Source organism: Ideonella margarita (genome assembly GCF_038066635.1).
Lineage (GTDB): Bacteria > Pseudomonadota > Gammaproteobacteria > Burkholderiales > Burkholderiaceae_C > Ideonella > Ideonella margarita.
The window spans coordinates 100,499-125,782 of the sequence record NZ_JBBUTI010000001.1 but is presented as its reverse complement, the minus strand read 5'-3'; the positions used below and the strand labels follow the sequence as shown (position 1 = coordinate 125,782).

The window sequence follows — 25,284 nt, the reverse complement described above, 5'->3', positions numbered from 1 at the left end:
GGTGCTGCCCGTCAGGCCACCACCTGCCAGATGGCCTCGGCGTCGCCACGCACAGCACGCCCTTCCGCCGCCAGCTTCAGCAGGTGCGCGGTCAATGAACGGGCAGCCAGGGCGTGGCGGGCCACCGGCACGTCGCCATACACCTCGGGCACCAGTTGTTCGGCGGTCGCCGGGCCGATGGCGGCCAGCGCGGCCATCACCTTGGCTTCGCGCACCCGCCGGTGGGCCAGCAGGCGGTGCACTTCGGCATGCGGCTCAGGCATCAGGAAGCCATGCCCCGGCGCCAGCCAATCCAGGTCCAGCGCCAGCATCGCTTCCAGCGACCGGAAATACGCCCCCATGTCGCCGTCGGGCGGGTTGATCACCACCGTCGAGCCCTGCATCACATGGTCGCCGGTGAACAGCAACTGCTCTTGCGGCAGCAGCCAGCAGACGTGGTTGGACGCATGGCCGGGCGTGGCCACGGCCTGCAGGTGCGCATCCGGCCCAAGCTCGAACCATTCGCCGTTGGCCGGAACGTGGTCGGGCTGCATCGTGGCGTCCTGCCACTCGGGGTGATCAGCCACCCGGCCAATCACCGGCGCGCCGGTCAGCGCACGCAGCCGCTGCGCCGCGGGTGAATGGTCTTTGTGGGTGTGGGTGACAAAGATGCGGGTGATGCGCCCCGGCGCGGCTGCGGCCAGCACGGCTTGCAGGTGGGCCTCGGTGTGGGCGTCATCGGGGCCGGGGTCGATCACGGCCACCTCCATGCTGCCCGGAGAGCGCACGAGGTAGGTATTGGTGCCGGGGCCGGTCATCACCGAGCCATTGGCGCAGGTCAGGCGCGTCACCCGGGGCGACAAGGGCACGGCGCGCAGCGGCTGCAAATCCAGCGCCACATCGCCTTGGCCAGTCGGGTCCAGCCGGCCGATTTCAGCCCAGGCCCATTCATCGGGCAGCACCGGGCGCACACCCTTCGGCCCCAGCCCTAAGCGCGGCATCATGCAACGCTCGGGCGGCTGGCGCCGGGCCAGGTCGAGCACGCTGTCCACATCGGGCGCGCGGGCCAGGTCCATCAGCGTGCGGCGCGTGACCGGCAGCAATTTCAACTCGGACTCCAGCGCGGCGGCCGGCGTGAACCAGGCTACCTCCTGGGCTTCGCCCCGGTCAGCCACTGCCGCCTGACCACCGGGCATGCGGGCCACAAAGAACCGCGTATCGAAACGTTTGGGAATGCCGGGCGGGGTCAGCCAATGGCTGTAATAAACCAGCGCATCGCCTTGCAACTGCAGGTCGTGACGCTGGCACAGCGCTTCGAAGTCAGCGCCGGTGATGCAGCCGTCGCGCTCTTGCGCCGCCCGCTGCGCCGCCTCGCCTGGCCCGGCCAGCAGCACCCCCACTTCCTCGAAGCTTTCGCGGATGGCGGCCACCACGTAGTCCAGCGCACCAGCGGCCAGGCCCATGTCCTCGCTCAGCGCCGCGTCGTCCGCGCCCGTCACCCGCGCATGCAGGCGGACATCCACCGGGTCCAGCACGCCGCCCGGAAACACCCAGACGCCGCTGCGCAGGTCGTCCGCCCGTTCGGCCCGACGCAGCATCAGCACTTCGGGGCCGGCGGGGCTGTCGCGCAACAACAGCAGGCTGGCGGCCTGGCGGGTGCCCTGCAGGTCTTGCGGGGCGGGCTGAAAGTCTCGGGGGGCGGTCATGGGGCCGGATTCTGGCGCGCCGCACCACTGGCCAGCAAGCGGGCGATGTGATCGTCGCTCAGACCCGCCTCGCGCAGCACGCTGTGGGTGTGCTGGCCGAGCTGCGGGGGCGGCGAAGGCACCTCCGCCACGCTGCGGCCAAAGCGCGGGGCGGGTGCGGGTTGGCGCAGGCCGTTGATCGTCAGATAGGCACCGCGGGCCTCGGCGTGGGCATGGCCGGTGGCCTCGTGCAAATCAAGCACCGGGGCAAAACAGGCGTCGGTGCCTTCAAGCAGCGCACACCAGGCGTCGCGGGTGCGGCTGGCAAAGATGCTCGACAGCGCAGCACGCATGGCCGGCCAGGTTTCGCGATCGTACTGGCCGCTCACGAAGTGCGCCGGCAGCCCGATCAGACCCGCCAGCTGGGCAAAGAACTTGGGCTCCAGCGGGCCGATGGACACCCAGCGCTCATCCGAGGTGGCATAGCAGCCATAAAACGGCGCGCCACCATCGAGCAGGTTGCTGGCGCGCTGCGCCGTGTTCCAGCCACCGCCGGCGGCCAGGCCGTGAAACAGCGTCATCAACGATGCGGCACCGTCCACCATCGCCGCGTCCACCACCTGCCCGCGCCCAGAGCGCTGGCGCTCGAACAGCGCGGCCATCACGCCAAAGGCCAGGTACAGGGCGCCGCCGCCGTAGTCGCCCACCAGGTTCAGTGGCGGCACGGGCGGGCTGCCGGGCTGCGCCGTGCCGATCGCGTGCAGCGCGCCGGTGAGGGCGATGTAGTTGATGTCATGCCCCGCCGCCGCGGCCAAGGGGCCGGTCTGTCCGAAGCCCGTCATGCGGCCGTAGATGAGGCCCGGGTTCAGCGCATGGCAATCCGCAGGGCCGAGGCCCAGCTTCTCGGCCACGCCCGGCCGCCAGCCCTCGATCAGCACATCGGCCCCGGCCACCAGCGCCAGCGCCGCGGCCAGGCCGTCGGGGTGTTTCAAATCGAGCGCCACCGAGCGCCGGCCACGGGCCGCGATGTCCTGCGTCTCATCCAGATCCAGCCCGAGGCCGCTCGGCTGCAGGCGGTCGATGCGCACCACGTCGGCGCCCTGGTCGGCCAGCAACATGGCGCACAGCGGCCCGGGGCCGATGCTGGCCAGCTCGATCACACGCAGTCCTTGCAACGGTCCCATCGCTCATCTCCTCGGGTGGGTGGCGCTAGCATCGCGCCATGTGTCAGGTCGCCCCGTCAACTCCGCCAGATTCACCAACACCGCCAACGCCCGACGGCCCCGTGCTGCTGCTGGCGCCGCACGGCTGGCGAGTGCCCTTGCAGGCCGGGCTGTCGTTGATGGAAAGCGCCGAACGCGCGGGCGTGCGGCTGGTACGTTCATGCCGCAATGGCACCTGCCGGCGCTGCCTGTGCCGCATAACGGCGGGTGAGGTGAGCTACCGCATCGATTGGCCCGGCGTGAGCGCCGAAGAGCGCGCCGAGGGCTGGGTGCTGCCCTGCGTGGCCGTGGCAAGCCGCGATGTGACGCTGCTGGTGCCAGACGCCACCCGCCCGTTGGCGGTGTAGCGCTGGCGAAAGCAGGCGCCTCACGCGCAGGAAGCTCATCGCTGCAGGTCGCCGCGCAGGCGGTTGATGTCGACCGTGCTCACCGGCGCAGCCTGGTGGCCCCAGGCGGTGCGCATCCAGCTGAGCAACTCGGCCAGTTCAGGGTCGCTGAGCAAGGGGCCGAAGGGCGGCATGCCGTAAGGGCGCGGCTCGGCGGCCGTGGGCAGCGCGAAGCCGCCCTCCATCACGCTGCGCACCAGGTTGTTGTGGCGAGACATCGTCACCAGGCGATTGCCGGCCAGCGGTGGATACACCCCCGGCACGCCCTGGCCTTGATCGCCGTGGCATTCGGCGCAGTGGCGGGCATACAGACGGGCGCCCGGCACGGCGATGGCCGCGCTGCCATCTTGCGAGGCGGAAGAGGCGGGTGTGGCTGGCGCAGGCGTTTTCATCGGTGCCTGCGGCGCGGCATCTGGCTGCACAGGCAAGGCGCGCAGATAGGTGGCCATCGCTTGCGCATCGGCCAGCGTCAGGTGGCGGGTATTGGCATGCACCACCTCGGCCATCGGGCCATTGGCACGGCCCTGCGGGCTCTGGCCTTCACGCAGCAAGGCCACGATGTCTTCGGTGCGCCAGGCTTGCACGCCGGCCTGATCGGCCTGCAGCAGCGACGGCGCCAGCCAGCCGCCGCCAGGCATCAACTGCCCATCGAGCGAGCCCGGCTCACGCGCGGCGCCCAGGGCATTGCGGCTGTCGTGGCAGGCACTGCAATGGGCCACGCCGCGCACCAGCAGCGCGCCGCGTTGCCATTCCGCGCTCTGGCCCGGTACCGGCGCCAGCTCACCCGGCGTGAAATACAGGCCGCGCCAGATGGCAAGCGCCCAGCGCTCATTGGTCGGCCAGCTCAAGGTGGCCGCAGGTGCAGGCCGTGCGGTGGCGGGCAAGGTGCCCAGCCAGGCCCACAGCGCCTGCACATCGGCATCGGGCAACAAAGTGGTGGCCGCGTACGGGAACGCCGGTGACAGCAAACGCCCGTCGCGCGACTGGCCGTGGCGCAGCGCGCGACGGAAGTCGGCCAGGCTCCATGCGCCGAGGCCGGTCGTGGCGTCCGGCGTCAGGTTGCCCGGCCAGACCACGCCGTACGGGGTGGTGATGCCCACCCCGCCACTCATCAGCGGCTGGCCGGCCTGGGTGTGGCACGACACGCAGCCGCCGACCTTGGCCAGGTAGTCGCCACGCGCCACCAGCTCGGGCGTGGCCGACGACGGACGCGCGTCAACCTCGCCGGCACTGAAGTAACCACCACGCGCGGCCAGGGCGCCCGCAACGCCAAGGGCCGCCAGGGCCAGCGCTGAAACAAAGACAACAAACCGCTTCATGGTCGCACCGCCCCGCGGTTGTCGGCACCCACGGCCGGGATGCTGCCGCAGGCCATCGGCGGTGGTGCCGGCAGGCTGGCGAGGGGAACGGCGTCATGCACGGCCGGCAAGGGCTGGCTGGCCAGCCAGGCGGCCACCGCGGCGAGGTCGTTCTGGTCCAGTGCCCGGGCAATCTGCGACATGCAGTCCGGCGATCGCGCCTGACGCGCACCGCTGCGCCAGGCGCCCAGCTGCGCCACCAGATAGTTGCGCGGCAGGCCCACCAGGCCAGGCGTGGCCGGCAGCACGCCCGTCAGCGCGGCGCCATGGCAGGCCACGCAGGCCGGCACCTTCGCGGCGGCATCACCGCGCAGGGCCAGCGCCTCGCCGCGCGTGCGCAGGGCGGCATCCCCCAAGGGCGTAGGGGGTGCCAGCACCACGGGCTGGGTGGCGAAGAAGCGAGCGATGTCGGCGAGGTAGGCGTCAGGCAGCGGCGCCAGCAGGCCCTGCATCGGCTGGTACAGCCGGCGGCCCTGCTGGAAGCTGCGCAGCTGCTCATGCAGGTACGCCGCCGGTTTGCCGGCCAGGCGCGGCACGAAGGTGTCCGACAGGGTTTGATCTGAGGCGGCGTGGCAGGCGGTGCAGGCCCGCAGGCGCTGCGCCAGCGAGTCGGTCACTTGGGGGGATTGTGCGTGCGCCGACCCAGCGGCGATGATCAAGCCAGCAGCGAACAGCCTGATGCGCCGAGTGCCCCGGTTGACCGAGCGCATCATCTTCACGGAACCAAACATCCACCAAACCCCTCAACAAGCATGCCCATGCGCCAATGATCGCACCTTGGCGGGGCACCATTCCGGTCACAGTGGTCATCAAGAAGCGGCCCGTTCCTTGCTATAACCCTCTCAACGCTGATCCCTCTCATGTTCTGGAGTGGCTCCATGTTCAAGCACCTTGCCCCCCTGCCCCGCCCGCGCCAAGTTGCGCTGGCCGTGCAGCGACGCGCAGCCAGGGGCTTGTGGGCGGCGGGCCTGTGCCTGCTGACCGGCCTGGCGCAGGCGGCAGCCCCGTCCGTCACCATCAGCCGCCTCGGTTTCACCGATGACGCCGCACCGGCGCTGCACGGCCCGGCGCTGTATCTGAAGGGCGATGGCCCGCCTGAACTCGACTCCTTCGAGAACTTCACCCAACGCATCGCCGACAACCCGCTGGACGTGGTGGTGCTGGGCGCCAGCTTCGCCAACTACGAAGGCGAGTGTCTGCGGCTGAACAGCCTGCCCACGGTCAACTCCTGCACCACGGTGGTGATCCGTGATGCCGACGACGCCGACGACCCCGACGTGGTGTCGGCCCTGCAGCAAGCCGAGGTGGTTTATTTCCGCGGCGGCGATCAATGCAACTTCATGCGCTGGCAAGGCAGCGCCACGGTGCGTGAAGTGCAGGCGCTGGTCGAGCGCGGCGGCGGCACCGGCGGCGGCAGCGCCGGCCTGGCCATCCAGGGCGGGCTGGCGGTGTTCGACGGCTGCCGCGGCAGCATCAGCTCACGCCTGGCCCTGGCCGAGCCCTACCAGCCCGGCGTCAGCTTCAGCGACCGCCTGTTTGACTGGGCCCCGCTGGCCGACCTGCTGACCGACAGCCATTTCGTGCGCCGCGACCGCATGGGCCGGCTGATGACCTTCCTGTGCCGTCAGGTGGCCGGAGGCCGCTCGGCCTCGGCCTGGGGTCTGGGCCTGAACGACGGCGGCGTGTTGCTGATCGACCGCGACGGCCGGGGCACCGTGTTTGGCGACACCGCCTACCTGGTGCAGGCCGACCAGCCGGCCGCCGGCTGCCAGAACGAAGCTGAACCAGTGACCTACAGCGGCTTCAAGATCTGGCGCGTGGAGGCCGGTGGCAGCATCGACCTGACCCAGCGCCCCCACGACGGCTACTACCTCGTCGACGTGGTGCAGGGCCAGATGACGGCAGACCCGTACAACCTGCCTGCGGCGGTGGCCAGCCGCGTCACGGTGGGCCGCACCGCCGACCGCCAGAGCGGGTTCTGAGGCGACTTCCCAGGCCACTCCGGGGCAACTGAGCAGCGGCGCAACGCACCCTCCCGGTGCGTATTGACGACATGCAGGGTCAAGTTGTGACGCCTGCTGTCCGATATCCCCGGAGATATGCCGCCCGCCACGGTTCTCCACATCCGCCCCACAGGCCATCCGCTCGATGACCTGCACACCCTGCTGCACACGCTGCCGGCCGGGGTGGTGGTGCATGACACCAGCGGCGCCATCGTCGAAGCCAATACCGAAGCCGAGCGGGTGCTGCACCTGACCCGGGAACAACTGCTGGGCCTGACCCCGCTCGACCCGCGGTGGGCGGCGATCGACGCCATGGGCCAGGACCTGCCCGGTGAGCGTCACCCCGCGATGCACACGCTGCGCACCGGCGAGCCACTGACCGACGCGGAGATCGGCATCCAGTTGCCCGACGGCACGCGGCGATGGTTGCGGGTGAACACGCGCCTGCTGCTGCACGGCGATGGCCGCTCGCGCGGCGTGGTCGCCTGCTTCCTCGACGAAACCGAATCGCGCGAGCAGCAGCGCATGCTCGACCTGACCATTGACGGCGCCGGGCTGGGCAGCTGGGACTGGCACCTGCCGAGTGGCCGCATCCGCTACAACGGCCGCTGGGCCCGCATGTTCGGCTTTGCACTGGCAGAGCTGCCCGACAAGATCGACGCCTGGATGCGCCTGGTGCATCCGGAAGACGCCAGCATGGCCCGGGCCGCCTTGCGCGCCCACCTGAACGATGCCTCGGTGGCCTACCGCACCGAATTCCGGATGCGCGCCAAGAGCGGCGAATGGCTGTGGGTGATGGCCGCCGGCGCCGTGATCGAGCGCGACCGCGAAGGCCGTGCCCTGCGCATGGCCGGCGTGCATGTCGACATCACGCCGCACAAGCACATGGCCCAGGCCCTGAGCGACGCCGCCCTGACCGACACGCTGACACGCCTGCCGAACCGCGCCAGCATGCAGCAGGCCATCCGGCGCTGCGTGGACCGCCGGCAGCTGGAGCCCGACTGGCACTTCGCCGTGCTGTTCATGGACTTCGACCGGTTCAAGGTCGTCAATGACAGCCTCGGCCACGAAGCCGGCGACGAGCTGCTGCGCCAGATCGCCAGCCGCCTGCGCGCCACGCTGCGGCCCGGCGACAACGTGGCACAGGGCGCCGACCTCAGTGACCTGGCCGGCCGGCTGGGTGGCGACGAGTTCGTGGTGCTGCTCAGCGGCATCCGCCACCCGGACGACGCCATGACCGTGGCCAACCGCTTGCTCAAGGCCCTGGCTGCACCTTATGACCTGCAGGGCCGGCGCGTGCAGTCGAGCGCCAGCATCGGCGTGCTGACCAGCGATGTCTCGTCGGCCGATGTGGAGAGCGTGCTGCGCGACGCCGACACCGCCATGTACGAGGCCAAGCACCAGGGCCGCGGTCGTGCCGTGGCCTTCCAGCCGGCGATGCACGAGCGCATTCGCAAGGTGGTCGACATGGAAGCCGACCTGCGGCGCGCGCTGCGCGACGACGATCTGTTTGTCGTCTACCAGCCCATCGTCGATCTGGCCTCGGGGCACGTGAAGGGCGTGGAAGCGCTCGCGCGCTGGCAGCATCCGCAGCGCGGCCTGGTGCCGCCGGTCGAGTTCATTCCGGTGGCCGAAGAGGCCGGCCTGATCGAGGCGGTGGGTGAGTTCGTGCTGCGCCGCGCCTGCCGGGATCTGGCCCGCTGGCAGCGCGATCTCGGCCCGCATGCGCCGGCCTCGGTGTCCGTCAATCTGAGCCGCGCGCAGCTGCACAACCAGGCGCTGGTGGAAGTGGTGCGCCAGACGCTGGCCGACCACCATCTGCCGCCGTCGGCCCTGCGCCTGGAAGTGACCGAAAGCCTGGCCATGCAGACCGACGCGATGCTGGGCCTGCTGCAGCAGCTGCGCGACCTCGGCGTCAGTCTGTCGCTGGATGACTTCGGCACCGGCTACTCTTCACTCGCCTCGCTCGATCTGTTGCCGGTGAACGCCGTGAAGATCGACCGCAGCTTCGTGATCAAGATGGTCGACAACCGCTACCAGGCTGCACTGGTGCGCTCGACCGTGCAGGTGGCCGAAGCGCTGCAGCTGCAGGTGATTGCCGAAGGGGTTGAAACACCGGCCCAGGCCGATGCCCTGCTGGCCGCCGGCTGCACCCTGGCCCAGGGTTATCTGTTCAGCAGGCCCCTGCCCGAGGCCGCCCTGGTGGACTGGCTGCTGAACCAGCCGACCGACCTGTTCGCGGCCACCGGGCAGGTGATGCCCGTCCGCTGAAGGCCGCCCGTCAGGGCACCAGCGCCAGGAACAGGAAGCTGGCGAAGATCACCAGGTGCACCGCGCCCTGCAGCATGTTCGTGCGCCCCTGCGCAAAGGTGATGGCACTCACCAGGAAGGTCAGGCCGAGCATGACCAAGTCCTTGTTCGACAGGCCCAGCACCAGCGGCATATCGAGCCACAGCGCCGCCACGGCCACGGCCGGAATCGTCAGGCCGATGCTGGCCAGTGCCGAACCGATGGCCAGGTTCAGGCTGGTCTGCAGCCGGTTGGCGGCGGCCGCACGCACCGCCGCCCAGGTTTCAGGCAGCAGCACCAGCAGCGCAATGGCAACGCCCACCACCGCCTTGGGCGCACCGGCCTGCGCCACGGCCTGCTCGATGCTGGGCGACAGCAATTTGGCCAGGCCCACCACCGACACCAGTGCCACCATCAGCAGCCCCAGGCTGGCCCAGGTCTGCGCGGTGCTCGGCGGCGCGGCATGCACATGCGGGTCATGCGCATCGTCCTCCGGCAGGAAGAAGTCGCGGTGACGCACCGTCTGCACGAACACGAACACCAGCCACAGCGCCAGTGACGCGGCCGCGGCAAACGCCAGTTGCGCCGGCGTGTAGGTCGGCCCCGCCGAGCTGGTGGTGAAGGTCGGCAGCACCAGCGACAGCGTGCTCAGCGCCACCAGCGCAGCCAGCCCGCCGTTCACGCCTTCGGTGCGGAAGGTCTGCACCTGGTGCCGCAAGCCGCCAGACAGCAGACACAGGCCCACCACGCCATTGCAGATGATCATCACGGCCGAGAAGATGGTGTCGCGGGGCAACGCGGCCTTGTCGGGCCCGCCCGCCAGCATCAACGAGACGATCAGCGACACCTCGATCACGGTGATGGCCACAGCCAGCACCAGCGTGCCGAGCGGCTCACCGACCTTGTGCGCCACCACTTCGGCATGGTGCACAGAGGCCAGCACCGCGCCCATCAACGCGGCGGCACCGAGCCACAGACCGACACCGGCCAGGCCCCAGCCCAGCCCCAGGCCGAGAAAGGTGGCCGCCACCAGCGGCAGGCCCACGGACCAGATCGGCAACATCGCAACTCGCTTTCTCTCGGAAAATTCAAGACAAGCTCGATGGTACGTGCCGACGCCCGTCAGCCGGCAATATCCCCAGCATGGGCAAGCCGCACGTCGACACGGCACACTTCAGGCATGAAATACCTGCACACCATGGTCCGTGTGACCGACGTTGACGCCTCGCTGCACTTCTACCAGGACGCCCTCGGGCTGCAGGTGATCAGCCGGCGCGATTACCCGCAAGGCCGCTTCACCCTGATCTACCTGGCCGCTCCCGGCGACGAAGACGCGCAGGTCGAGCTGACCCACAACTGGGATCCGGAAACCTACACCGGCGGCCGCAACTTCGGCCACCTGGCCTACGCCGTGCCCGACATCTACGCTGCCTGCCAGCGCCTGGCCGACCACGGTGTCACCATCCTGCGCCCGCCGCGTGACGGCCGCATGGCCTTCGTGCGCTCGCCCGATGGCATCTCCATCGAGCTGCTGCAGGACGGCGCCTCGCTCGCCCCGGCAGAGCCCTGGGCCTCGATGGCCAACACGGGCAGCTGGTAAGCCCAGCCTCAGCGCAGCGGCTGGTCTGCCCGCCAGACCGGATAGAGGTTGAGCCGCTCGTCGAACGACGGATGCAGGCGGTAGAAGAAGTCGAGCCGGGCGGCCGGGTCAGCTGCAAACGCGGCGTCGTCCGCCACGCGCTGCTTGAACCGCGCCGCCAGCGCCGCATCGGCCGCCAGCATCTGGCGCGCCACCTCTTCGGCCACATAGGGCTCCATGTATTCCTTGGCTTCGAAGGCGTTGTTGAACACGCCCCAGGCCAGCCAGGAATCGGGGGCCTGCGGCTCCAGCAGCGCCATCAGCAAGCGGGCGCGCGGCTGCCTGATCGGCACCCACAGCGCACCGGCCGGCACATCGCGGGCCTCGTCACGCCATTGCCCGGTCACGGTCAGGCGCTGGTGGCCTTCCACGGACTTCGCATCCAGCTTGGTGCTGGCCGCCCGGAAGGTTTGCAGCGCGGCCTTCGGCACGGCCACTGTCAGGCGCTCGAACTGCAGGCCGTGTGCGCTCAGGCGTGCCGCGGCATCCGCCGCCCAGGCCGGCGGCACCACGTAGCCAGCACCCGGTGCGGGCAGCTGCAGGCGCGGCGTCACCTGGTCGCGCAGCGGCAGGCGCCAGAGCTGCGGCGTGGCTTCGTCGTAGCGCGTCATCAGCGCACCTGACACCTCCGACGGCGTGCGCGTGTAGGCATAACCGCGGAAGCCGATGGTGCGCGCCGCGTCAGTCACGCGCCAATCCAGCACCACAGGCTGGCCGGCCAGCTGCGCCGAGCGGGCATCAGCGGCACGAGCCTGCGCCAGCCAATCCGCACCGTGGCGAGCCACCTGGGTGAGCACCGCCTCGATGGTGTCGCGCGTCAGCTTGACGCGGTGGGCATAGGGCCGCCAGGAGTGTGTTTCCACCAGCATCCCGAAGCGGTTGCGCAGGTGGAAGTAACCGGTCGAGAACCGCGGTGGCGACACCCCTTCGGCAAAGCCCGAGGCCGGGTCGTCCTCCACCACGAAGCTCGGATAAAACGCCACCGGCAAGGCGCCGCGGTCGGCGATCTGGGCGATCACGCCGTCGCGCAGGGCGCGGCCCAGCGGTTGCAGCGCGGCATCACCGGCCTTGCCGGGCTCGACCATGATGGCGATGTCGTGCTCGAACTTCGCGCCGTCGGTGACATGCAGGTCGATGGTGGCCAGCGGGTCCCAGCGCTCCACCAGGCGCAGCATCGCGCGCATCTCGGGGCTGTCGGCCTTGGCGTAGTCGCGGTTCAGGTTGAAGTTCTGGCCGGTGGTGCGCCAGCCCATCGCGGCCGGCCCGCGCTGGTTGGGCCGCTGCCAGGCACCGAAGCGCTCATGGCCGTCGATGTTGAACACCGGCACGAAGACCAGCACCTGCTCGTCCAGCAAGCTGGGCACCTCGCCGGTCAACATCTGGCGCAGCAGTTGAAAACCAGCGTCCTTGCCATCAATTTCGCCAGCGTGGATGCCGCCCTGCACCAGCACCACGGGCACACCCGCGCGCTGTGCGGCGGCCGGGCTCAGCACACCACGCGTATTGGCCACCACGGCCAGCATCGGCCGGCCTTCCGGCGTGGTGCCGAAAGTCTCGCAGCGCACGGCCTTCGGAAAGCGCGTGGCCATGCGCTTGCACAGCTGCTCAACCTCGGCATAGCGGCCGGTTTCAACCCAGGCGGTGCGCTCGGCATGGGTAAGCCACTCGGGCGACGGCTTCGCGGCCAGCGCGGGTGAAGCCACATGGAGGAAGGCCGCCGTGAGAGCGGCAGGGAGGGCGGCAGCGAGGGCGGCGCGGCGGGCGCCACCAAGCCGCACAGGGGCAAGATCAGACAAGGTCATGGACGGTCTCGTGAACACAGATGACCTCTGCATTCTCGACCGCCAGACGAGTTCAGATCACCTGTTGATCCCGCAGGTGTTGGCAGGCCGCATCATCCACGCCCAGCCAGTGCGCCAGCACCTCTGCGGTGTGCTGGCCCAGCAGCGGCGGTGCGCTGTGCATCACCACCGGCGTGGCGCTGTAGCGGATCGGGTTGGCCACCAGCGGCACCGTGCCGGCCAGCGGATGTGGCAGGCTGGTCTGCAGGCCACGTGCCTGCACCTGCGGGTCGGCAAACACCTGGTCGATGCGGTTGATCGGGCCGCAGGGCACGGCCTGCGATTCCAGCAGCGCCACCCATTCAGCGGTGGTTTTCATGACGGTGGCCTGGCGCATCAAGGGGATGAGCACCCCGCGGTTCGCCACGCGTTGCGGGTTGGTCGCGAAGCGCGGGTCCAGCGCCCAGTCCGGATGACCCAGCGCGGCGCACAAGCGGCTGAACTGGCCGTCGTTGCCGATCGCCAGGATCATGTCGCCGTCGGCCGTCGGGAAGTCCTGGTACGGCACGATGGTGGGGTGGGCATTGCCCATGCGCTGCGGCACCCGGCCTGACACCAGATAGCTGGAGGCCTGGTTGGCCAGCGCCGCCACCTGCACGTCCAGCAGCGCCAGGTCAATGTGCTGACCCAGGCCGGAGCGCGCACGCTCAGCGAGTGCGCCTTGCACGGCAATCGTGGCGTACAGGCCGGTCATCACGTCGGTCAGGGCCACGCCCACTTTCTGCGGGCCGGCGCCTTCTTCGGCATCGCTGCGGCCCGTCACGCTCATCAGGCCACCCAGGCCCTGGATGAGGAAGTCATAACCCGCACGCGGCGCATACGGGCCAGTCTGGCCGAAGCCGGTGATCGAGCAATAGACCAGCCGCGGGTTGATCGCCTGCAGGCTGGGCCAGTCGAGCCCGTATTGCTGCAGGCCACCGACCTTGAAGTTCTCCAGCAGCACATCGGCCTGCGCAGCCAGACGGCGGATCAGTGCCGCGCCGTCCGGGTGCGCCATGTCCACGGTGAGCGAGCGCTTGTTGCGGTTGGCGCACTGGAAATAGGCGGCCTCGCTGGTCGGCCGGCCGTCCACATCGGTGAGGAAGGGCGGGCCCCAGCTGCGGGTGTCGTCGCCCGCACCGGGGCGCTCCACCTTCACCACATCGGCGCCCAGATCCGCCAGCAGCTGGCCCGCCCAGGGGCCGGCCAGCACGCGCGACAGATCGAGCACCTTGAGCCCGGCCAGCGGCGCCTGGCGCTCAGCGTTGTTGGACGGGCTCCGGGGTGCGCTCACTGCCGTGACCTGTCAGTTCGAGAACGCCGGGATGCCGGTGATGGCGCGGCCCAGGATGAGCGCATGCACGTCGTGCGTGCCCTCGTAGGTGTTCACCACCTCCAGGTTCACCAGATGGCGGGCCACGCCGAACTCGTCGGAGATGCCGTTGCCGCCCATCATGTCGCGGGCCACACGGGCGATGTCGAGCGACTTGCCGCAGGAGTTGCGCTTCATGATGGACGTGACTTCCACGCTGGCGGTGCCGGCGTCCTTCATGCGGCCCAGTTGCAGGCAGCCCTGCAGGCCCAGGGAAATTTCAGTGACCATGTCGGCCAGCTTCTTCTGGATCAGCTGGTTGGCGGCCAGCGGGCGGCCGAACTGCTTGCGGTCCAGCACGTACTGGCGGGCACGGGTGTAGCAATCTTCCGCGGCGCCCAGGGCGCCCCAGGCGATGCCGTAACGCGCGCTGTTCAGGCAGGTGAACGGGCCCTTCAAGCCACGCACGTCGGGGAAGGCGTTTTCTTCCGGCACGAACACGTTGTCCATGACGATCTCGCCGGTGATGGAGGCGCGCAGGCCGACCTTGCCGTGCACGGCCGGGGCGCTCAGGCCCTTCCAGCCCTTCTCCAGGATGAAGCCGCGGATCTGGCCCTCGTCGTCCTTGGCCCAGACCACGAACACGTCTGCCACCGGCGAGTTGGTGATCCACATCTTGGCGCCGCTCAGGCTGAAGCCGCCGTCCACCTTGCGGGCACGGGTGACCATGCTGCCGGGGTCGGAGCCGTGGTCGGGCTCGGTCAGGCCGAAGCAGCCGATCCATTCGCCGCGCGCCAGCTTGGGCAGGTACTTCTGCTTCTGGGCTTCGGTGCCGAACTCGTTGATCGGCACCATGACCAGCGACGACTGCACGCTCATCATCGAGCGGTAGCCAGAATCGACGCGTTCCACCTCGCGGGCCACCAGGCCGTAGCAGACGTAGTTCAGGCCGGCGCCGCCGTACTGCTCGGGGATGGTGGCGCCCAGCAGGCCCAGCTCACCCATCTCGCGGAAGATGGCCAGGTCGGTCTGCTCATTGCGGAAGGCATGCACCACGCGCGGGGCGAGCTTGTCCTGGCAGTAGGCCCGGGCGGCGTCACGCACGGCGCGCTCGTCGTCGGTCAGCTGGCTGTCCAGCAGCAGCGGGTCGTTCCAGTCGAAGGTGGCTTTGGCCATGGTGTCTCGCTCCGGTTGTTCGGTGAATGCTTGAATGCTAGGCGCCCGCCGACTGTGAGGCAAACGAATTCTGCGCACCCAGACATGCACACAGCGCATACCTGGGCGCAAATTGCAGGCCCAATTGCTTCTCAAATGCGCCACACTGCACGCCACAGTCACACCGCGTTTGGCATGTCATGCGTCGAAACATCCCTTCCCTGCAGGCCCTGAGCTGCTTTGATGCCGCCGCGCGGCACGACAGCTACACCCGCGCCGCTGAAGAACTGGCCATGACGCAGGGCGCCGTCTCACGCCAGATCGCCGCGCTGGAGCGCTTTCTGGGCCTGGCGCTGTTCCGGCGCACGCGGCATGGCGTGGCCCTCACGCCGGCCGGCAGCGCCTATGCCCGGCAGGTGCGCCAGCAGCTCGACACGCTGGAACGCCACACGCTCGATGCCATGGCCAACCAGGGCCAGGGCGGTGCCGTGCACCTGGCCACCGTGCCCACCTTCGCCAGCCGCTGGCTGATGCCGCGTCTGCCGGCCCTGCGCGCCGCCCACCCGGAGCTGGTGCTGCACATCGACATCCGCACCCGCCCCTTCCTGTTCGCGGAAACGCCGTTCGACGCCGCCGTGGCGGCCGGCACGCCTGAAGAGCTGATGCGCTGGCCCGGCACCCGGCGGGCCGCGCTGCTGCCAGAAGAGATGATCGTGGTGGGTGCGCCCAGCTGGCTGCCGGCGCGCCGCAAGGCGCTCACGGCGGCGGAGGTGGCCGCACTGCCGCTGCTGCAGGCCAGCACCCGACCCGAGGCCTGGCGCGACTGGTTCGACGCGCACGGCCATGCGGCCGAAGCCGCCGTGGCCGGGCCGCGCTATGAGTTGTTTTCGATGCTGGCCGCTGCCGCCGTGCAAGGCCAGGGCGTGGCGCTGCTGCCGAGGTTGCTGGTGCAGGACGAGCTGACTGCCGGTCAGCTGGTGGAGCTGTGCCAAAGCGCTGCCAGCGCCCCGCGCACGGTGGCGCTCATCACGCCTGAAGGCCGGGCTGACTCACCGGCGCTGGCCAGCTTTCGCGCGTGGTTGATGGCCGAGGCACAGGCGTCTTGAGTGGCTGCGCGGCCCAGGCCTCACGCCGCCATGGCCAACCTGGGCACTCCGCCCGAGGGCTCAGCATCACCCGCCAGCCGGAAGGCCGAGACGGCCGTCACCAGCGCACGCGACTGCTGCCGCAGGCTCTCCGCCGCCGCAGCAGCTTCTTCCACCAAGGCGGCGTTCTGCTGCGTGGCGGTGTCGATCTGGCTCACGGCTTCCGTCACCTCGTGCACCCGGTGGTCCTGCTCGGCATTGGCCTGGCTGATGTCCTTGACGATGCCGCTGACGCGCCCGATCGCCGTCACGATGCTCTGCATGGTGTGGCCTGCTTCATCGACCAGCGCGCTGCCCTGGTCCATGCGCTCGACGCTGGCCAGGATGAGCTGACGAATCTCTCTGGCAGCCTCGGACGACCGCCCTGCCAGGCTGCGCACCTCGGACGCCACCACGGCAAAACCGCGGCCCTGCTCACCCGCCCGCGCGGCTTCCACCGCCGCATTCAGCGCCAGGATGTTGGTCTGGAAGGCAATGCCATCGATCACGCCGATGATGTCGGCGATCTTGCTGGACGACGCATGGATGCCGTGCATGGTGTCGACCACGTCGGCCACCACCTTGCCGCCGCGCAACGCCACCTCGGCGGCTTCGCCTGCCAGCTGCGCTGCAGTGCGCGCATGTTCGGCATTGGCCCGCACGGTGTGGCCCAGCTCGTCCATGGTCGCGGAGGTCTGCTCCAGCGCGCTGGCCTGCTGCTCGGTGCGCTGGCTCAGGTCATGGTTGCCGGTGGCAATCTGCATGCTGGCCGTGGCCACGTTGTCGGCATTGCGGCGGGCCACGGCCACCAGCCCTTCCAGCGCCGTCTGCATTTCGTCCATCGCCGTCAACAGCTGCGCGGTTTCGTCCTTGCCCATCACGGCCACATGCCGGCTGAGGTCGCCGTCGCGAATGCGCCGGGCCCAGTTCACGGCATCGGCCAGCGGCGCGGTGATCGATTGCGTCACCAGCCAGGCCACGATCGTGCCCAGCAGGGCGGCGCCGAGCGCCAGGCCCAGCATCACCTGGTTGGCGGTGGCGGCGCGCTCCTCTACCCGCGTGGCCGCCTCATGCATCTGCCCGGTGATGTGATCAGACAGGGCGTCCAGTGCCTTGAAATAGGCCGCCTGCTTGGGCGCCAGGGTCTGGGTGATGTAGACCGACGCGGCCGCCGAATCGCCGGTCATGCCGAAGTCGATCGCCTTGTTCACGGCCTCGCGGTAGGCACCACGCGTCTGCACCGATTGCTGGATCAGCAGCGTGCTGCGGGCATCCTGCTCGAAACCTTCGAGCTGCTTGTTCAGCCGGACGTTGTCTTCGCGGATGGCAGCGATCTGCTTCTTCTCGGCCTCCTGCTGTTCCACCACGGTGAGCAGGGCGATGTTGCGCACCGCCAACGCCGCGGTGTCTGCGTTTTCCTTGATCTGCTGGATGATCAGCACCTGCGACAGCCGGTCATGGGCCAGCAGACTCACCTCGGCGCGTATGCGCTCCAGGCTGCCGTACACCAGCATCGAGGCCACGATCCCCGCGGCAATCACCAACGCAAAACCAACTGCAAGTCGCGCCCCGATGGATCGGTTGCGCACAAAAAGCATGAACATGGTCACTCCCTGATGCGTCGGCCTGCGCGCCCTCTCTCGGGAGGTTGATCAGCGCAGTGGCGACGGTGTTCGATGGAGCGATCAATGTAGGCAACGCCCGCCTGCGGGGAGCCTTTGATGAAGCGGTGTTAAACGGCGCAGTTGCATGCACCTTTCAAGGGCGCACGGCGCTGACCTCGATCTCGACCAGCCAGCCGGTATTGGCCAGGCCCGCCACTTTCATGGTCGAGCGCACCGGCAGGTTCGGCTGCGCCGACGTGCCGAAAAACTCGCGGTAGCCGGCCATGAAACCAGCGAAGTCCATCTCGCCGTTCAGCGCCGGATCACCTACCAGAAACACCTGCATGCGCACCACATCGCCCATGCCCAGCTTCAGATCAGTCAGCGTGGCTTCGATGGCCTTGAGCGTGCTCACGGTTTGTGCGCGAGTGTTGCCATAAGCCGCCGGCGAGGTGGCCGGCAAGCTGCGATCCAGCCACACCGGGCCTGCGCCGCTGAGGTGCACCATGGTCTTGCCGGCGGGCACTTCCACGGCGCGGGCGATGGGGAAATCAGAGCCCGGGATGCGGTGGCGGATCACGTCCTGGGCCAGCGCGCAGGCGGGCAGCAGCAGGGCTGCGCACAAGGCCGATGCGGCGCGCGCAGTGGCCAGACGGAAGAAGGGGCGGTGTTGCGACATCGTCATCTCCAATCGATGTTGAAAAGGGGTGGCTGCGTTCAGGGTTGGCGCTGTGCGGCCACTTCCGCGGGCGTGATGGCGGGCACATCGAGCCCGCCCCAGCGCCGCTGCACAAACGTGGCCACGGCGGCCACCTGCGCGTCATCCATCATGCGGCCCAGTGCCGGCATGGCGCGGTTGCCGTGCAGCACCATGCGCACCACGTAAGGTGCGGCCACCAGCCGCGGGTTGCCCAGCAGGGCCGGGTAGCGGCCGGCGCCCTGCGCACCGCGGCCGTCGGCCATGTGGCAGCCCTGACAGGCGGCCACGTACAGCGCGGCGCCGTCGCGGGCATCAAACACCCAGCCGCGCGACAAGGCGGTGGTGGGCACATCGGTGGCTGCGCTGGCGGGCGTTGGCGCAAGCGTCAACACCGCGGTCAACACCGCGGTCAAAACCACGGCCAACACTGCGGCCGGGATTGCGCGGTACCGGTTCACTGCATGCGTCATGCCGCCCCCTTCATCGTGGCCCGCAGATGCGCATGCAGGCGGCTCGTGGCGTCCAGCGCAGACAGCACCGCCCCTTCCTGCCAGGCCGGCAGGCGAGAGGCATGTTCACCCGCCAGCACCAGCCGGCCGTCGATGGCGGTCAGGGCCTCGTAATGGCGGGCCCGCGCGTCGTTCGACCACTGGCCAAAACAGCCCAGCGTGAACGGTACGCGGTGCCAGGCCACGCTCATGCCCACCTCGAATTCCTTGCGGTAAGCCGGGTGCAGCACCGCCCCTTGGGCCAGTGCCACCTCCACCCGCTGCGCCGGGCTCATGCCGGTCATCGTGAAGGCGTTCGGTCCCCACACATACGCGCCCAGCAACACGCCCGGCCCGTGTGAGCCGAGGCCATGGCTGGGGTAGCCGATCTGGCCAATCGCCATGTCGGTGTGCGAGATGCCGCCGTAGATCGCCTCGTCCTGCTCCCAGAAGCGGCGCTTGAACTGCAGCCCCACCTTCACGGCGGACGCATAGGGCACGGCCTCGATCGCGGCGCGCATCGCCGGCTGCACCTGCACATCGAGCTGGCCCAGGATGGACAGCGGCAGCGTACAGACGCAGGCATCCGCCGTTGATGTGTGCGTGGTGCCGGTGCGGGTGTCGGTCCACACCGCACGTACGCCGCGCTCGTCCTGCTGCACGGCCTGCACGCGGGCCCCCAGGCGCACCAGCGGCTTGAGGCTGGCGTACAGGGCCTGGGCGATGCGGTCCATGCCACCCACCGGTTGCAGCAGGGTGGTCTGGTGTTCGATCGACTGGTCATCGGCCAGGTATTCCCACAGGCCGGATTGCCACAGTGCGTCGGTGGGCAAGGCCGTGGACGGTTGCTCAACGGACATGCGGCCACCACCGGGTGGCACGGCCCAGCCACGGCGATCACCGCGCCCCGGGTTGCTGCGGTAGCGTCCTTCGCCATCCAGCGCACCCCAGGCGCGCAGGGCGGCTCTCAAACGCTCGCGGTCGATGCCGTCGAGCGGCTGGTCAAGGGCGGCGGCCGGCGCCAGGCGATCCAGCAACTCGGCCAGCTCGCCATGGAAGTCGGCCATCACCTCGCGGTAGCGCAGCGGCTGGCCGCCAAAGGCCCCGCGGGCATGCAGGTAGGCGTTGTGGTTGACCTGGACAAACGGCTCCAGCGGCACCTTGAACAGCTGGGCGTAATGCAGCAGCGCATGGTGGTGGTGGGGGATGCGCCAGGGGCCGGGGTTGAAATACTGGCCCGGCGCCCAGCGGCATTGCTGCGTGACGCCACCGAGCTCGGTGTGCACGTCGCCGGGTCGCAGCGTCCAGCTGCGGCCACCGGCGCGCTGGTTGTACTCCAGCACCTGAACCTGGTAGCCCGCCGCGCGCAGCTCATGCGCCGCCACCAGGCCCGCCATGCCGGCGCCCAGCACCAGCACGCGCGCGCCCCGCGGCGCCCCCTGCAGGCGTTGCGGCGCCTGAAACCCCGAGGGCGTGGCCAGTGCCAGCGCGCCCATCGCCTGCAGCATCATCCCGGCGCCGGCCCGCGCGCCGATGTGCAGCAGCCAGCTGCGCCGCGTGGGCATGCCAGCCCCACGCACGTTCATCGTCTTCATCGCCTTCGGCACCCTGCTCACGCCGAACCCAGTGCGTGCGCCTCCAGCTGCGCCAGCGTCACATGCTGCAGCGCGGCCTGGTGGGTGCATTCCAGCACCACCGGCGGGGCCACGCCGGCCTGCAGCGCCTCTTTCCAGCGCAGCGCACACAGACACCAGCGGTCACCGGGTTGCAGGCCTCGGAAGCGGTATTCCGGGCGCGGCGTGACGAGGTCATTGCCACGCTTGAGCGAGTACGCCAGGAAGTCGGCCGTCACGCGGGCACACACCACATGCGTGCCTAGGTCATCGGCGCGGGTATTGCAACAGCCGTCGCGGAAGTACCCGGTCAGCGGGTCGTATGAGCAAGGCACCAGCGGCGTGCCAAGCACGTTCAGGGCCTCGGGCACATCGTCATGGCCATCGTGGCTGCTGTCGTCAGAGGGGTCGTGGCTCATGGGGTACTCCGGGGAGGGCGCGGTGGAAGCTCAGGGCTGGCGGGCCGCCGGCGCCTTGAGCAGCGTCATGGCCGTGCCGATCAGCGCCGAGACCTCGCTCATGTTGCCCGGCACGATCATGGTGTTGTTCTTCTGGGCGAGCTGGGCATAGGCCTCGACGGCCTTCTCGGCGACCTTCAGCTGCACGGCTTGTTCACCGCCCGGCTGCTGGATGGCCTCGGCGACCTTGCGGATGGCATCGGCGGTCGCATCGGCCACGGCGATGATGGCCGCGGCCTGGCCCTGGGCGTTGTTGATCTCGGCCTGGCGCTGGCCCTCCGAGCGGGCGATGAAGGCTTCGCGCTCGCCGGTGGCGATGTTGATCTGCTCCTGCTTGCGGCCTTCACTGGCGGCGATCAGCGCGCGCTTCTCGCGCTCGGCGGTGATCTGGGCCTGCATCGAGCGCAGGATTTCCGCGGGCGGCGTCAGGTCCTTGATCTCGTAGCGCAGCACCTTCACGCCCCAGTTGGCGGCAGCTTCGTCCAGCGCGCTCACCACCGCGCCATTGATCTGGTCGCGCTCTTCAAAGGTCTTGTCGAGCTCCATCTTGCCGATGACCGAACGCAGCAGCGTCTGTGCCAGCTGGGTGATGGCGAACTCGTAGTTGCTGGAGCCGTAGCTCGCGCGCATCGGGTCGGTCACCTGGAAGTAGATGATGCCGTCGACCTGCAGCTGGGTGTTGTCACGCGTGATGCAGACCTGGCTGGGCACATCCATCGGCACTTCCTTGAGCGAGTGCTGGTAGGCCACGCGCTCGATGAAGGGCACGACGAACTTGAGGCCCGGGGTGAGCGTGCGGTCGTACTTGCCCAGCCGCTCCACCACCCACGCATGCTGTTGCGGGACGATCTTGACCGTGCGGACCACGAAGACGATGGCGATGATCGCCAGGATGATTGCGATTTCCATAAGGTGCTCGGGGTGATGAATCAGGAATGGGCAGAGGCGGTTGCGGATGCAGTTGCGCAGGCTTTGCTGGTCGCCGTGTCGGCCACCAGCACCAGCCAGTTGGCGTCGAGCGCCTGCACCCGGTGCGGCCCGGGCGCCGGGGCGGCGGCACCGGGCGCCAGCCGGGCCGACCACTGCGAGCCGCGGTAGTTGACGCGCGCGGTGCCGTCAGGCGCCCAAGCCTCCACGGTCACACGCTCGCCGATGTCCAGGTGCACATCGCGGTTGCTGTCGGCCGGCGCGCTGCGCGGCGACTGCGCCCGGCGCCAGTGCCACACGGCCACCGCACCGCCGCCCACCGCGGCAAAGGCCAGCACCTGATGCGTGCCGCTCAGGCCCAGGTGCGCGGCCACGGCGGCCGCTGCGGCGCCCAGCGCCAGCATCAGCAGGTAAAAGGTGCCGGTGAGCAGTTCCACCACCACCAGCACCCCGGCCAACGCCCACCAGAGGACGGGTTCATTCCATGCCATGTGTGCGGCCTCCTTGTGTATTCTGTGAACGGCAGTGTAGGCCGGCGCAACGATCTCGTCGTGACTTGCCCACACGCTTTTCCAGCCTTGCCAACGCCCCACGGAGTTCCCCGCCCATGAGCGACACCGACCCTCGCAACTGCGGCACCGGCGCGTGCCTGATCGACCCTGACGGCCACTGCTGGTGCGGCCAGCAATGGGACGGCGACCGCATGGTGCCGCCCACGCCGCCCGGCGGCCTCAGCGACGCGGAACAAGCGCGCCGCGCCCAGGACCAGGCAGATCGCGACACGGCCGTGTAGCCCCGGCCAGCATGTCCCGCGCTGCGGCGCCGGGACAGCGGCTTTCACCTAGAAACCCGATCTCCTTCGTAGCGGAGCATCGAGATGGTTTCTATCGCCATGGCACACCCGGCCGGCGCCAACGGCCCGGCCGCACTGCAGGACGTGAACCGCGAGGCCGACGGCTGGCTGCTCTGGGCGTTGTGCGGCAGTGGCGTGGTCGCGCTGTTGCTGAGCCTGCTGCATGACTCGGTGAATGTGGCCGTGCCGCTGGGCCTGGCGGCCTTCCTGCTGCCCATTGCCGCCCTGGCCGTGCTGCTGGCCCGCGGCAGCCGGCTCAGCCAGACCGTGCTGACGGTGAGCCATGTGCTGATGGTGGTGGTGCACATCCACCTGGCGCGCGGCGACATCGAGATGCACTTCGGCGTCTTCGTGCTGCTGGCAGTGCTGATGGTCTATCGCAGCCACACGCCGATCCTGCTGGCCGCCGTGCTGTTCGCGGTGCACCACGTGCTGTTTGACCGGCTGCAGGCGCTGGGCCTGCCGGTTTATTGCACGCCGCAGGCCGACCTGGCGGTGACGCTGACCCACGCGGTGTACGTGGTGGTGCAGACCGGGGTCGAGCTGGTGATGGTTAGGCAGCTGCAGCGCGCCGCGATCGAAAGCGCCGAGCTGACGGCCATCGTGCATGCCGTGGATGGCCGCCATGCGCTGTGCCTGGACATGACGCAGGCAGCCGCCACGGGCCCGGTGGCGCGAATGTTGAAGGGCGCGCTGCTCAAGATCGATGCCGCGCTGCAGGAGGTGCGCGTGGCGGCCCGGTCGGTGGAAGACGCCGCCCGCGACATCGCCATGGGCAACCAGGATCTGAGCCAGCGCACCGAGCGCCAGGCCGGCAACCTGCAGGCCACCGCCGCAGCCATGTCGGCCCTGGCCGGACAGGTGCAGCTGACGGCTGACAACGCCGACCACGCCGACAACCTCGTGCGCACCGCCGCCGAAGTCGCCGTGCATGGCGGCGATGCCATGCAGGCCGTGGTCACGCGCATGGCAGCGGTGGCCGAGGCCGCCGCGCGCATCGGTGCCATCAATGCCGTGGTTGACGGGCTGGCCTTCCAGAGCAATGTGCTGGCCCTGAATGCCGCCGTGGAAGCCGCACATGCGGGCGAGCATGGCCGCGGGTTCTCGGTGGTGGCCAGCGAGGTGCGCTCACTGGCGCGCCGCACGGCGGAGGCCGCACTGGAGATCCGGCAGCTGATCGACGAGGAGGCGACGCAGGTGCGCATCGGCACCGAGCTGGCGGGGGGTGCCAGCGCCTGCATGACGGAGATCGTGGCGCAGGTGCAGCGGATGAGCACGCTGATCGGCCACATCTCGAATGCCACCCGGCACCAGACCCGGGACATCAGCGCGGTGGACAGTGCCGTGCGCCAGCTCGACAGTGGCACCCAGCAGAACGCCGCGCTGGTGGAAGAGAGTGCCGCTGCAGCGGAGAGCTTGCAGCGGCAGGCCGTTCAGCTCAATGCGGTGGTGAACCGCTTCGAGTTGTCCACGCCGGCGAACAGCGTGGACACTTGAGCTTCACAGGCCGTTGCGGGCTGCCACGCCGGTGGCGGGGAAGTCGGTGAACACGCCGTCAATGCCCATGTTCATGTAGTAGGTCATCTCTGCCTTCGGGTCCTTGAAGCCGTAGCCGCTGGCGTCGTCACGGAAGGTCCAGGTGTGCACGGCCAGGCCACGCTGGTGCGCTGCCTCGATCACGCCGGTGCTGCCCGCGACGCGGCGGTCGTTGATGGTCAGGGTGGTGTCGCCGGTACGCTCCACGCCGTCATCCACCGTCTTCAACAGGTATGGCTTCCACGGACCGACGGCGTAGGCATAGGTCTTGACGAAGTCCAGGCCGGTGCCGGTGAGCAGGTCTGCGAAGGTGCGGGTATCGCCCTTGACGACGAAGTCATACGGCTGGCGGTACGGGGCGACCAGCGACATGCTGCCGTCGGCATTGACGTCGTCCGCATCGATCAGCTGCACCAGACGGATGGCCGTCTTGGTGTGCAGGTACTGCAGGTTGCTCACTTCAAACGACTGGATGAACACCGGCGCGGTGACGGTGTTGCCGTAAGCCAGGTGCAGCATGGCCACCAGCTTGTTCTCGAACACGTTGGCGCCGAACAGGCCGGCATGGAAGGTGGAGTGCTTCACTTCCGGGTAGATGCCGATCGTGCGGCCCGTCTTCAGGCTGGCGTTCTTGGCCAGCGTGATGACTTCGGCCAGCGTCGGGATGCCGTACAGGCCGTTGTAGGCCTGCGAGCGGTTGGCGCGCGCCTGCACGGCACGCAGCGTCTTGATTTCAGCCAGGGTGAAATCGCTGGCGAAATAGGCGGTGGTCGACACGCCGTCCACCATGCGCGTGGCCATGCGGCTGGCCGGGAACTTGGTGGCCACGTCGGTGGTGCTGTCGAGCATCGGCTCGTGGCGCACGATCATCTCGCCGTCAGAGGTCAGCACCAGGTCGGGCTCGATGATGTCGGCGCCCTGGTCGATGGCCAGTTGATAGCCTTCCAGCGTGTGCTCCGGCAGCGTGCCCGAGGCACCGCGGTGGCCGATGACGAGCGGCGCTTCGCCGTTCAGGGTCTGGTACTTGTTGTCACTGCCACCGCAAGCGGCCAGCACGGTGATCAGGGCGGCGGCGCCAATGGCGGCCAGGGCAAAACGGGGTGTGCGCATGGTGTTCTCCGAAGCGTTCTTG

Annotated in this window: 23 protein-coding genes; 7 read left to right on the top strand and 16 right to left on the bottom strand. The window is 69.2% G+C overall.

The window, feature by feature from the left end; genetic code table 11:
* Positions 1-11 precede the first annotated feature (11 nt).
* On the bottom strand, positions 12-1,685 hold the full coding sequence (locus tag AACH00_RS00595) for an MBL fold metallo-hydrolase (protein ID WP_341396997.1): 1,674 nt from the start codon (positions 1,683-1,685) through the stop codon (positions 12-14).
* Positions 1,682-2,848, bottom strand: coding sequence for a CaiB/BaiF CoA transferase family protein (locus tag AACH00_RS00590; RefSeq protein WP_341396996.1), 1,167 nt, complete (start codon positions 2,846-2,848; stop codon positions 1,682-1,684). The genes AACH00_RS00595 and AACH00_RS00590 overlap by 4 nt, the downstream gene beginning before the upstream one ends.
* A gap of 38 nt (positions 2,849-2,886) precedes the next feature.
* Here AACH00_RS00590 and AACH00_RS00585 point away from each other — a divergent pair, with 38 nt between their 5' ends.
* Positions 2,887-3,234 (top strand): 2Fe-2S iron-sulfur cluster-binding protein, encoded by a 348-nt coding sequence (locus AACH00_RS00585; RefSeq protein WP_341396995.1) that lies wholly within the window; start codon positions 2,887-2,889, stop codon positions 3,232-3,234.
* A 35-nt stretch (positions 3,235-3,269) separates the two neighbouring features.
* Here AACH00_RS00585 and AACH00_RS00580 read toward each other — a convergent pair whose 3' ends face one another.
* Together AACH00_RS00580 and AACH00_RS00575 are read right to left on the bottom strand one after the other, a co-directional pair.
* The gene (locus tag AACH00_RS00580) at positions 3,270-4,592 is read right to left on the bottom strand and encodes a c-type cytochrome (protein ID WP_341396994.1); all 1,323 of its coding nucleotides are present in this window, start codon (positions 4,590-4,592) and stop codon (positions 3,270-3,272) included.
* Complete coding sequence (locus AACH00_RS00575) at positions 4,589-5,248, bottom strand: c-type cytochrome (protein WP_341396993.1); 660 nt, start codon at positions 5,246-5,248, stop codon at positions 4,589-4,591. Before AACH00_RS00575 ends, AACH00_RS00580 begins: the two co-directional genes overlap by 4 nt.
* Positions 5,249-5,509: 261 nt before the next feature.
* On the opposite strand from AACH00_RS00575, the gene AACH00_RS00570 reads away from it, so the two are divergent.
* Entirely contained in the window at positions 5,510-6,613 is a 1,104-nt protein-coding gene (locus AACH00_RS00570) for a hypothetical protein (RefSeq protein WP_341396992.1), read from the top strand.
* Positions 6,614-6,730: 117 nt separating this feature from the next.
* Positions 6,731-8,905, top strand: coding sequence for a putative bifunctional diguanylate cyclase/phosphodiesterase (locus tag AACH00_RS00565; protein ID WP_341396991.1), 2,175 nt, complete (start codon positions 6,731-6,733; stop codon positions 8,903-8,905).
* A gap of 10 nt (positions 8,906-8,915) precedes the next feature.
* On the opposite strand, the gene AACH00_RS00560 is transcribed toward AACH00_RS00565, so the two are convergent.
* Complete coding sequence (locus AACH00_RS00560) at positions 8,916-9,986, bottom strand: calcium:cation antiporter (RefSeq protein ID WP_341396990.1); 1,071 nt, start codon at positions 9,984-9,986, stop codon at positions 8,916-8,918.
* Between the two features lie 117 nt (positions 9,987-10,103).
* Here AACH00_RS00560 and AACH00_RS00555 point away from each other — a divergent pair, with 117 nt between their 5' ends.
* The gene (locus AACH00_RS00555) at positions 10,104-10,523 is read left to right on the top strand and encodes a VOC family protein (protein WP_341396989.1); all 420 of its coding nucleotides are present in this window, start codon (positions 10,104-10,106) and stop codon (positions 10,521-10,523) included.
* Positions 10,524-10,531: 8 nt separating this feature from the next.
* Here the strand turns inward: AACH00_RS00555 and AACH00_RS00550 are convergent, their stop codons facing one another.
* From AACH00_RS00550 to AACH00_RS00540, 3 genes are read right to left on the bottom strand one after another with little or no spacing between them, the layout of a single operon-like run.
* Positions 10,532-12,364, bottom strand: a complete 1,833-nt coding sequence (locus AACH00_RS00550; RefSeq protein WP_341396988.1) for a M14 family metallopeptidase — start codon at positions 12,362-12,364, stop codon at positions 10,532-10,534.
* 52 nt (positions 12,365-12,416) lie between these two features.
* On the bottom strand, positions 12,417-13,676 hold the full coding sequence (locus AACH00_RS00545) for a CaiB/BaiF CoA transferase family protein (RefSeq protein ID WP_341396987.1): 1,260 nt from the start codon (positions 13,674-13,676) through the stop codon (positions 12,417-12,419).
* 12 nt (positions 13,677-13,688) lie between these two features.
* Entirely contained in the window at positions 13,689-14,870 is a 1,182-nt protein-coding gene (locus AACH00_RS00540) for an acyl-CoA dehydrogenase (protein WP_341396986.1), read from the bottom strand.
* A gap of 179 nt (positions 14,871-15,049) precedes the next feature.
* Here AACH00_RS00540 and AACH00_RS00535 point away from each other — a divergent pair, with 179 nt between their 5' ends.
* Positions 15,050-15,955 (top strand): LysR substrate-binding domain-containing protein, encoded by a 906-nt coding sequence (locus AACH00_RS00535; RefSeq protein ID WP_341396985.1) that lies wholly within the window; start codon positions 15,050-15,052, stop codon positions 15,953-15,955.
* A gap of 20 nt (positions 15,956-15,975) precedes the next feature.
* On the opposite strand, the gene AACH00_RS00530 is transcribed toward AACH00_RS00535, so the two are convergent.
* The 7 genes from AACH00_RS00530 to AACH00_RS00500 form a co-directional block, all read right to left on the bottom strand.
* A complete protein-coding gene (locus AACH00_RS00530; protein ID WP_341396984.1) occupies positions 15,976-17,577 on the bottom strand; it encodes a methyl-accepting chemotaxis protein in 1,602 nt (533 codons plus the stop codon).
* 154 nt (positions 17,578-17,731) lie between these two features.
* Complete coding sequence (locus tag AACH00_RS00525) at positions 17,732-18,262, bottom strand: RidA family protein (RefSeq protein ID WP_341396983.1); 531 nt, start codon at positions 18,260-18,262, stop codon at positions 17,732-17,734.
* 32 nt (positions 18,263-18,294) lie between these two features.
* On the bottom strand, positions 18,295-18,747 hold the full coding sequence (locus AACH00_RS00520) for a c-type cytochrome (RefSeq protein WP_341396982.1): 453 nt from the start codon (positions 18,745-18,747) through the stop codon (positions 18,295-18,297).
* Positions 18,744-20,360 (bottom strand): flavin monoamine oxidase family protein, encoded by a 1,617-nt coding sequence (locus AACH00_RS00515; protein WP_341396981.1) that lies wholly within the window; start codon positions 20,358-20,360, stop codon positions 18,744-18,746. The genes AACH00_RS00520 and AACH00_RS00515 overlap by 4 nt, the downstream gene beginning before the upstream one ends.
* 17 nt (positions 20,361-20,377) lie before the next feature.
* Complete coding sequence (locus AACH00_RS00510; RefSeq protein ID WP_341396980.1) at positions 20,378-20,797, bottom strand: DUF2237 family protein; 420 nt, start codon at positions 20,795-20,797, stop codon at positions 20,378-20,380.
* 30 nt (positions 20,798-20,827) lie between these two features.
* Positions 20,828-21,745 carry an SPFH domain-containing protein gene (locus tag AACH00_RS00505; protein WP_341396979.1) on the bottom strand — a complete coding sequence of 306 codons (918 nt, stop codon included), beginning with the start codon at positions 21,743-21,745 and terminating at the stop codon, positions 20,828-20,830.
* A 20-nt stretch (positions 21,746-21,765) separates the two neighbouring features.
* Entirely contained in the window at positions 21,766-22,254 is a 489-nt protein-coding gene (locus AACH00_RS00500; RefSeq protein ID WP_341396978.1) for an NfeD family protein, read from the bottom strand.
* Positions 22,255-22,370: 116 nt separating this feature from the next.
* Between AACH00_RS00500 and AACH00_RS00495 the strand changes: the two genes are divergently transcribed.
* Together AACH00_RS00495 and AACH00_RS00490 are read left to right on the top strand one after the other, a co-directional pair.
* Positions 22,371-22,556, top strand: a complete 186-nt coding sequence (locus tag AACH00_RS00495) for a hypothetical protein (RefSeq protein WP_341396977.1) — start codon at positions 22,371-22,373, stop codon at positions 22,554-22,556.
* An 84-nt stretch (positions 22,557-22,640) separates the two neighbouring features.
* Positions 22,641-24,113 carry a methyl-accepting chemotaxis protein gene (locus AACH00_RS00490; protein WP_341396976.1) on the top strand — a complete coding sequence of 491 codons (1,473 nt, stop codon included), beginning with the start codon at positions 22,641-22,643 and terminating at the stop codon, positions 24,111-24,113.
* 3 nt (positions 24,114-24,116) lie between these two features.
* On the opposite strand, the gene AACH00_RS00485 is transcribed toward AACH00_RS00490, so the two are convergent.
* Complete coding sequence (locus AACH00_RS00485; protein WP_341396975.1) at positions 24,117-25,262, bottom strand: glycerophosphodiester phosphodiesterase family protein; 1,146 nt, start codon at positions 25,260-25,262, stop codon at positions 24,117-24,119.
* Positions 25,263-25,284 lie beyond the last annotated feature (22 nt).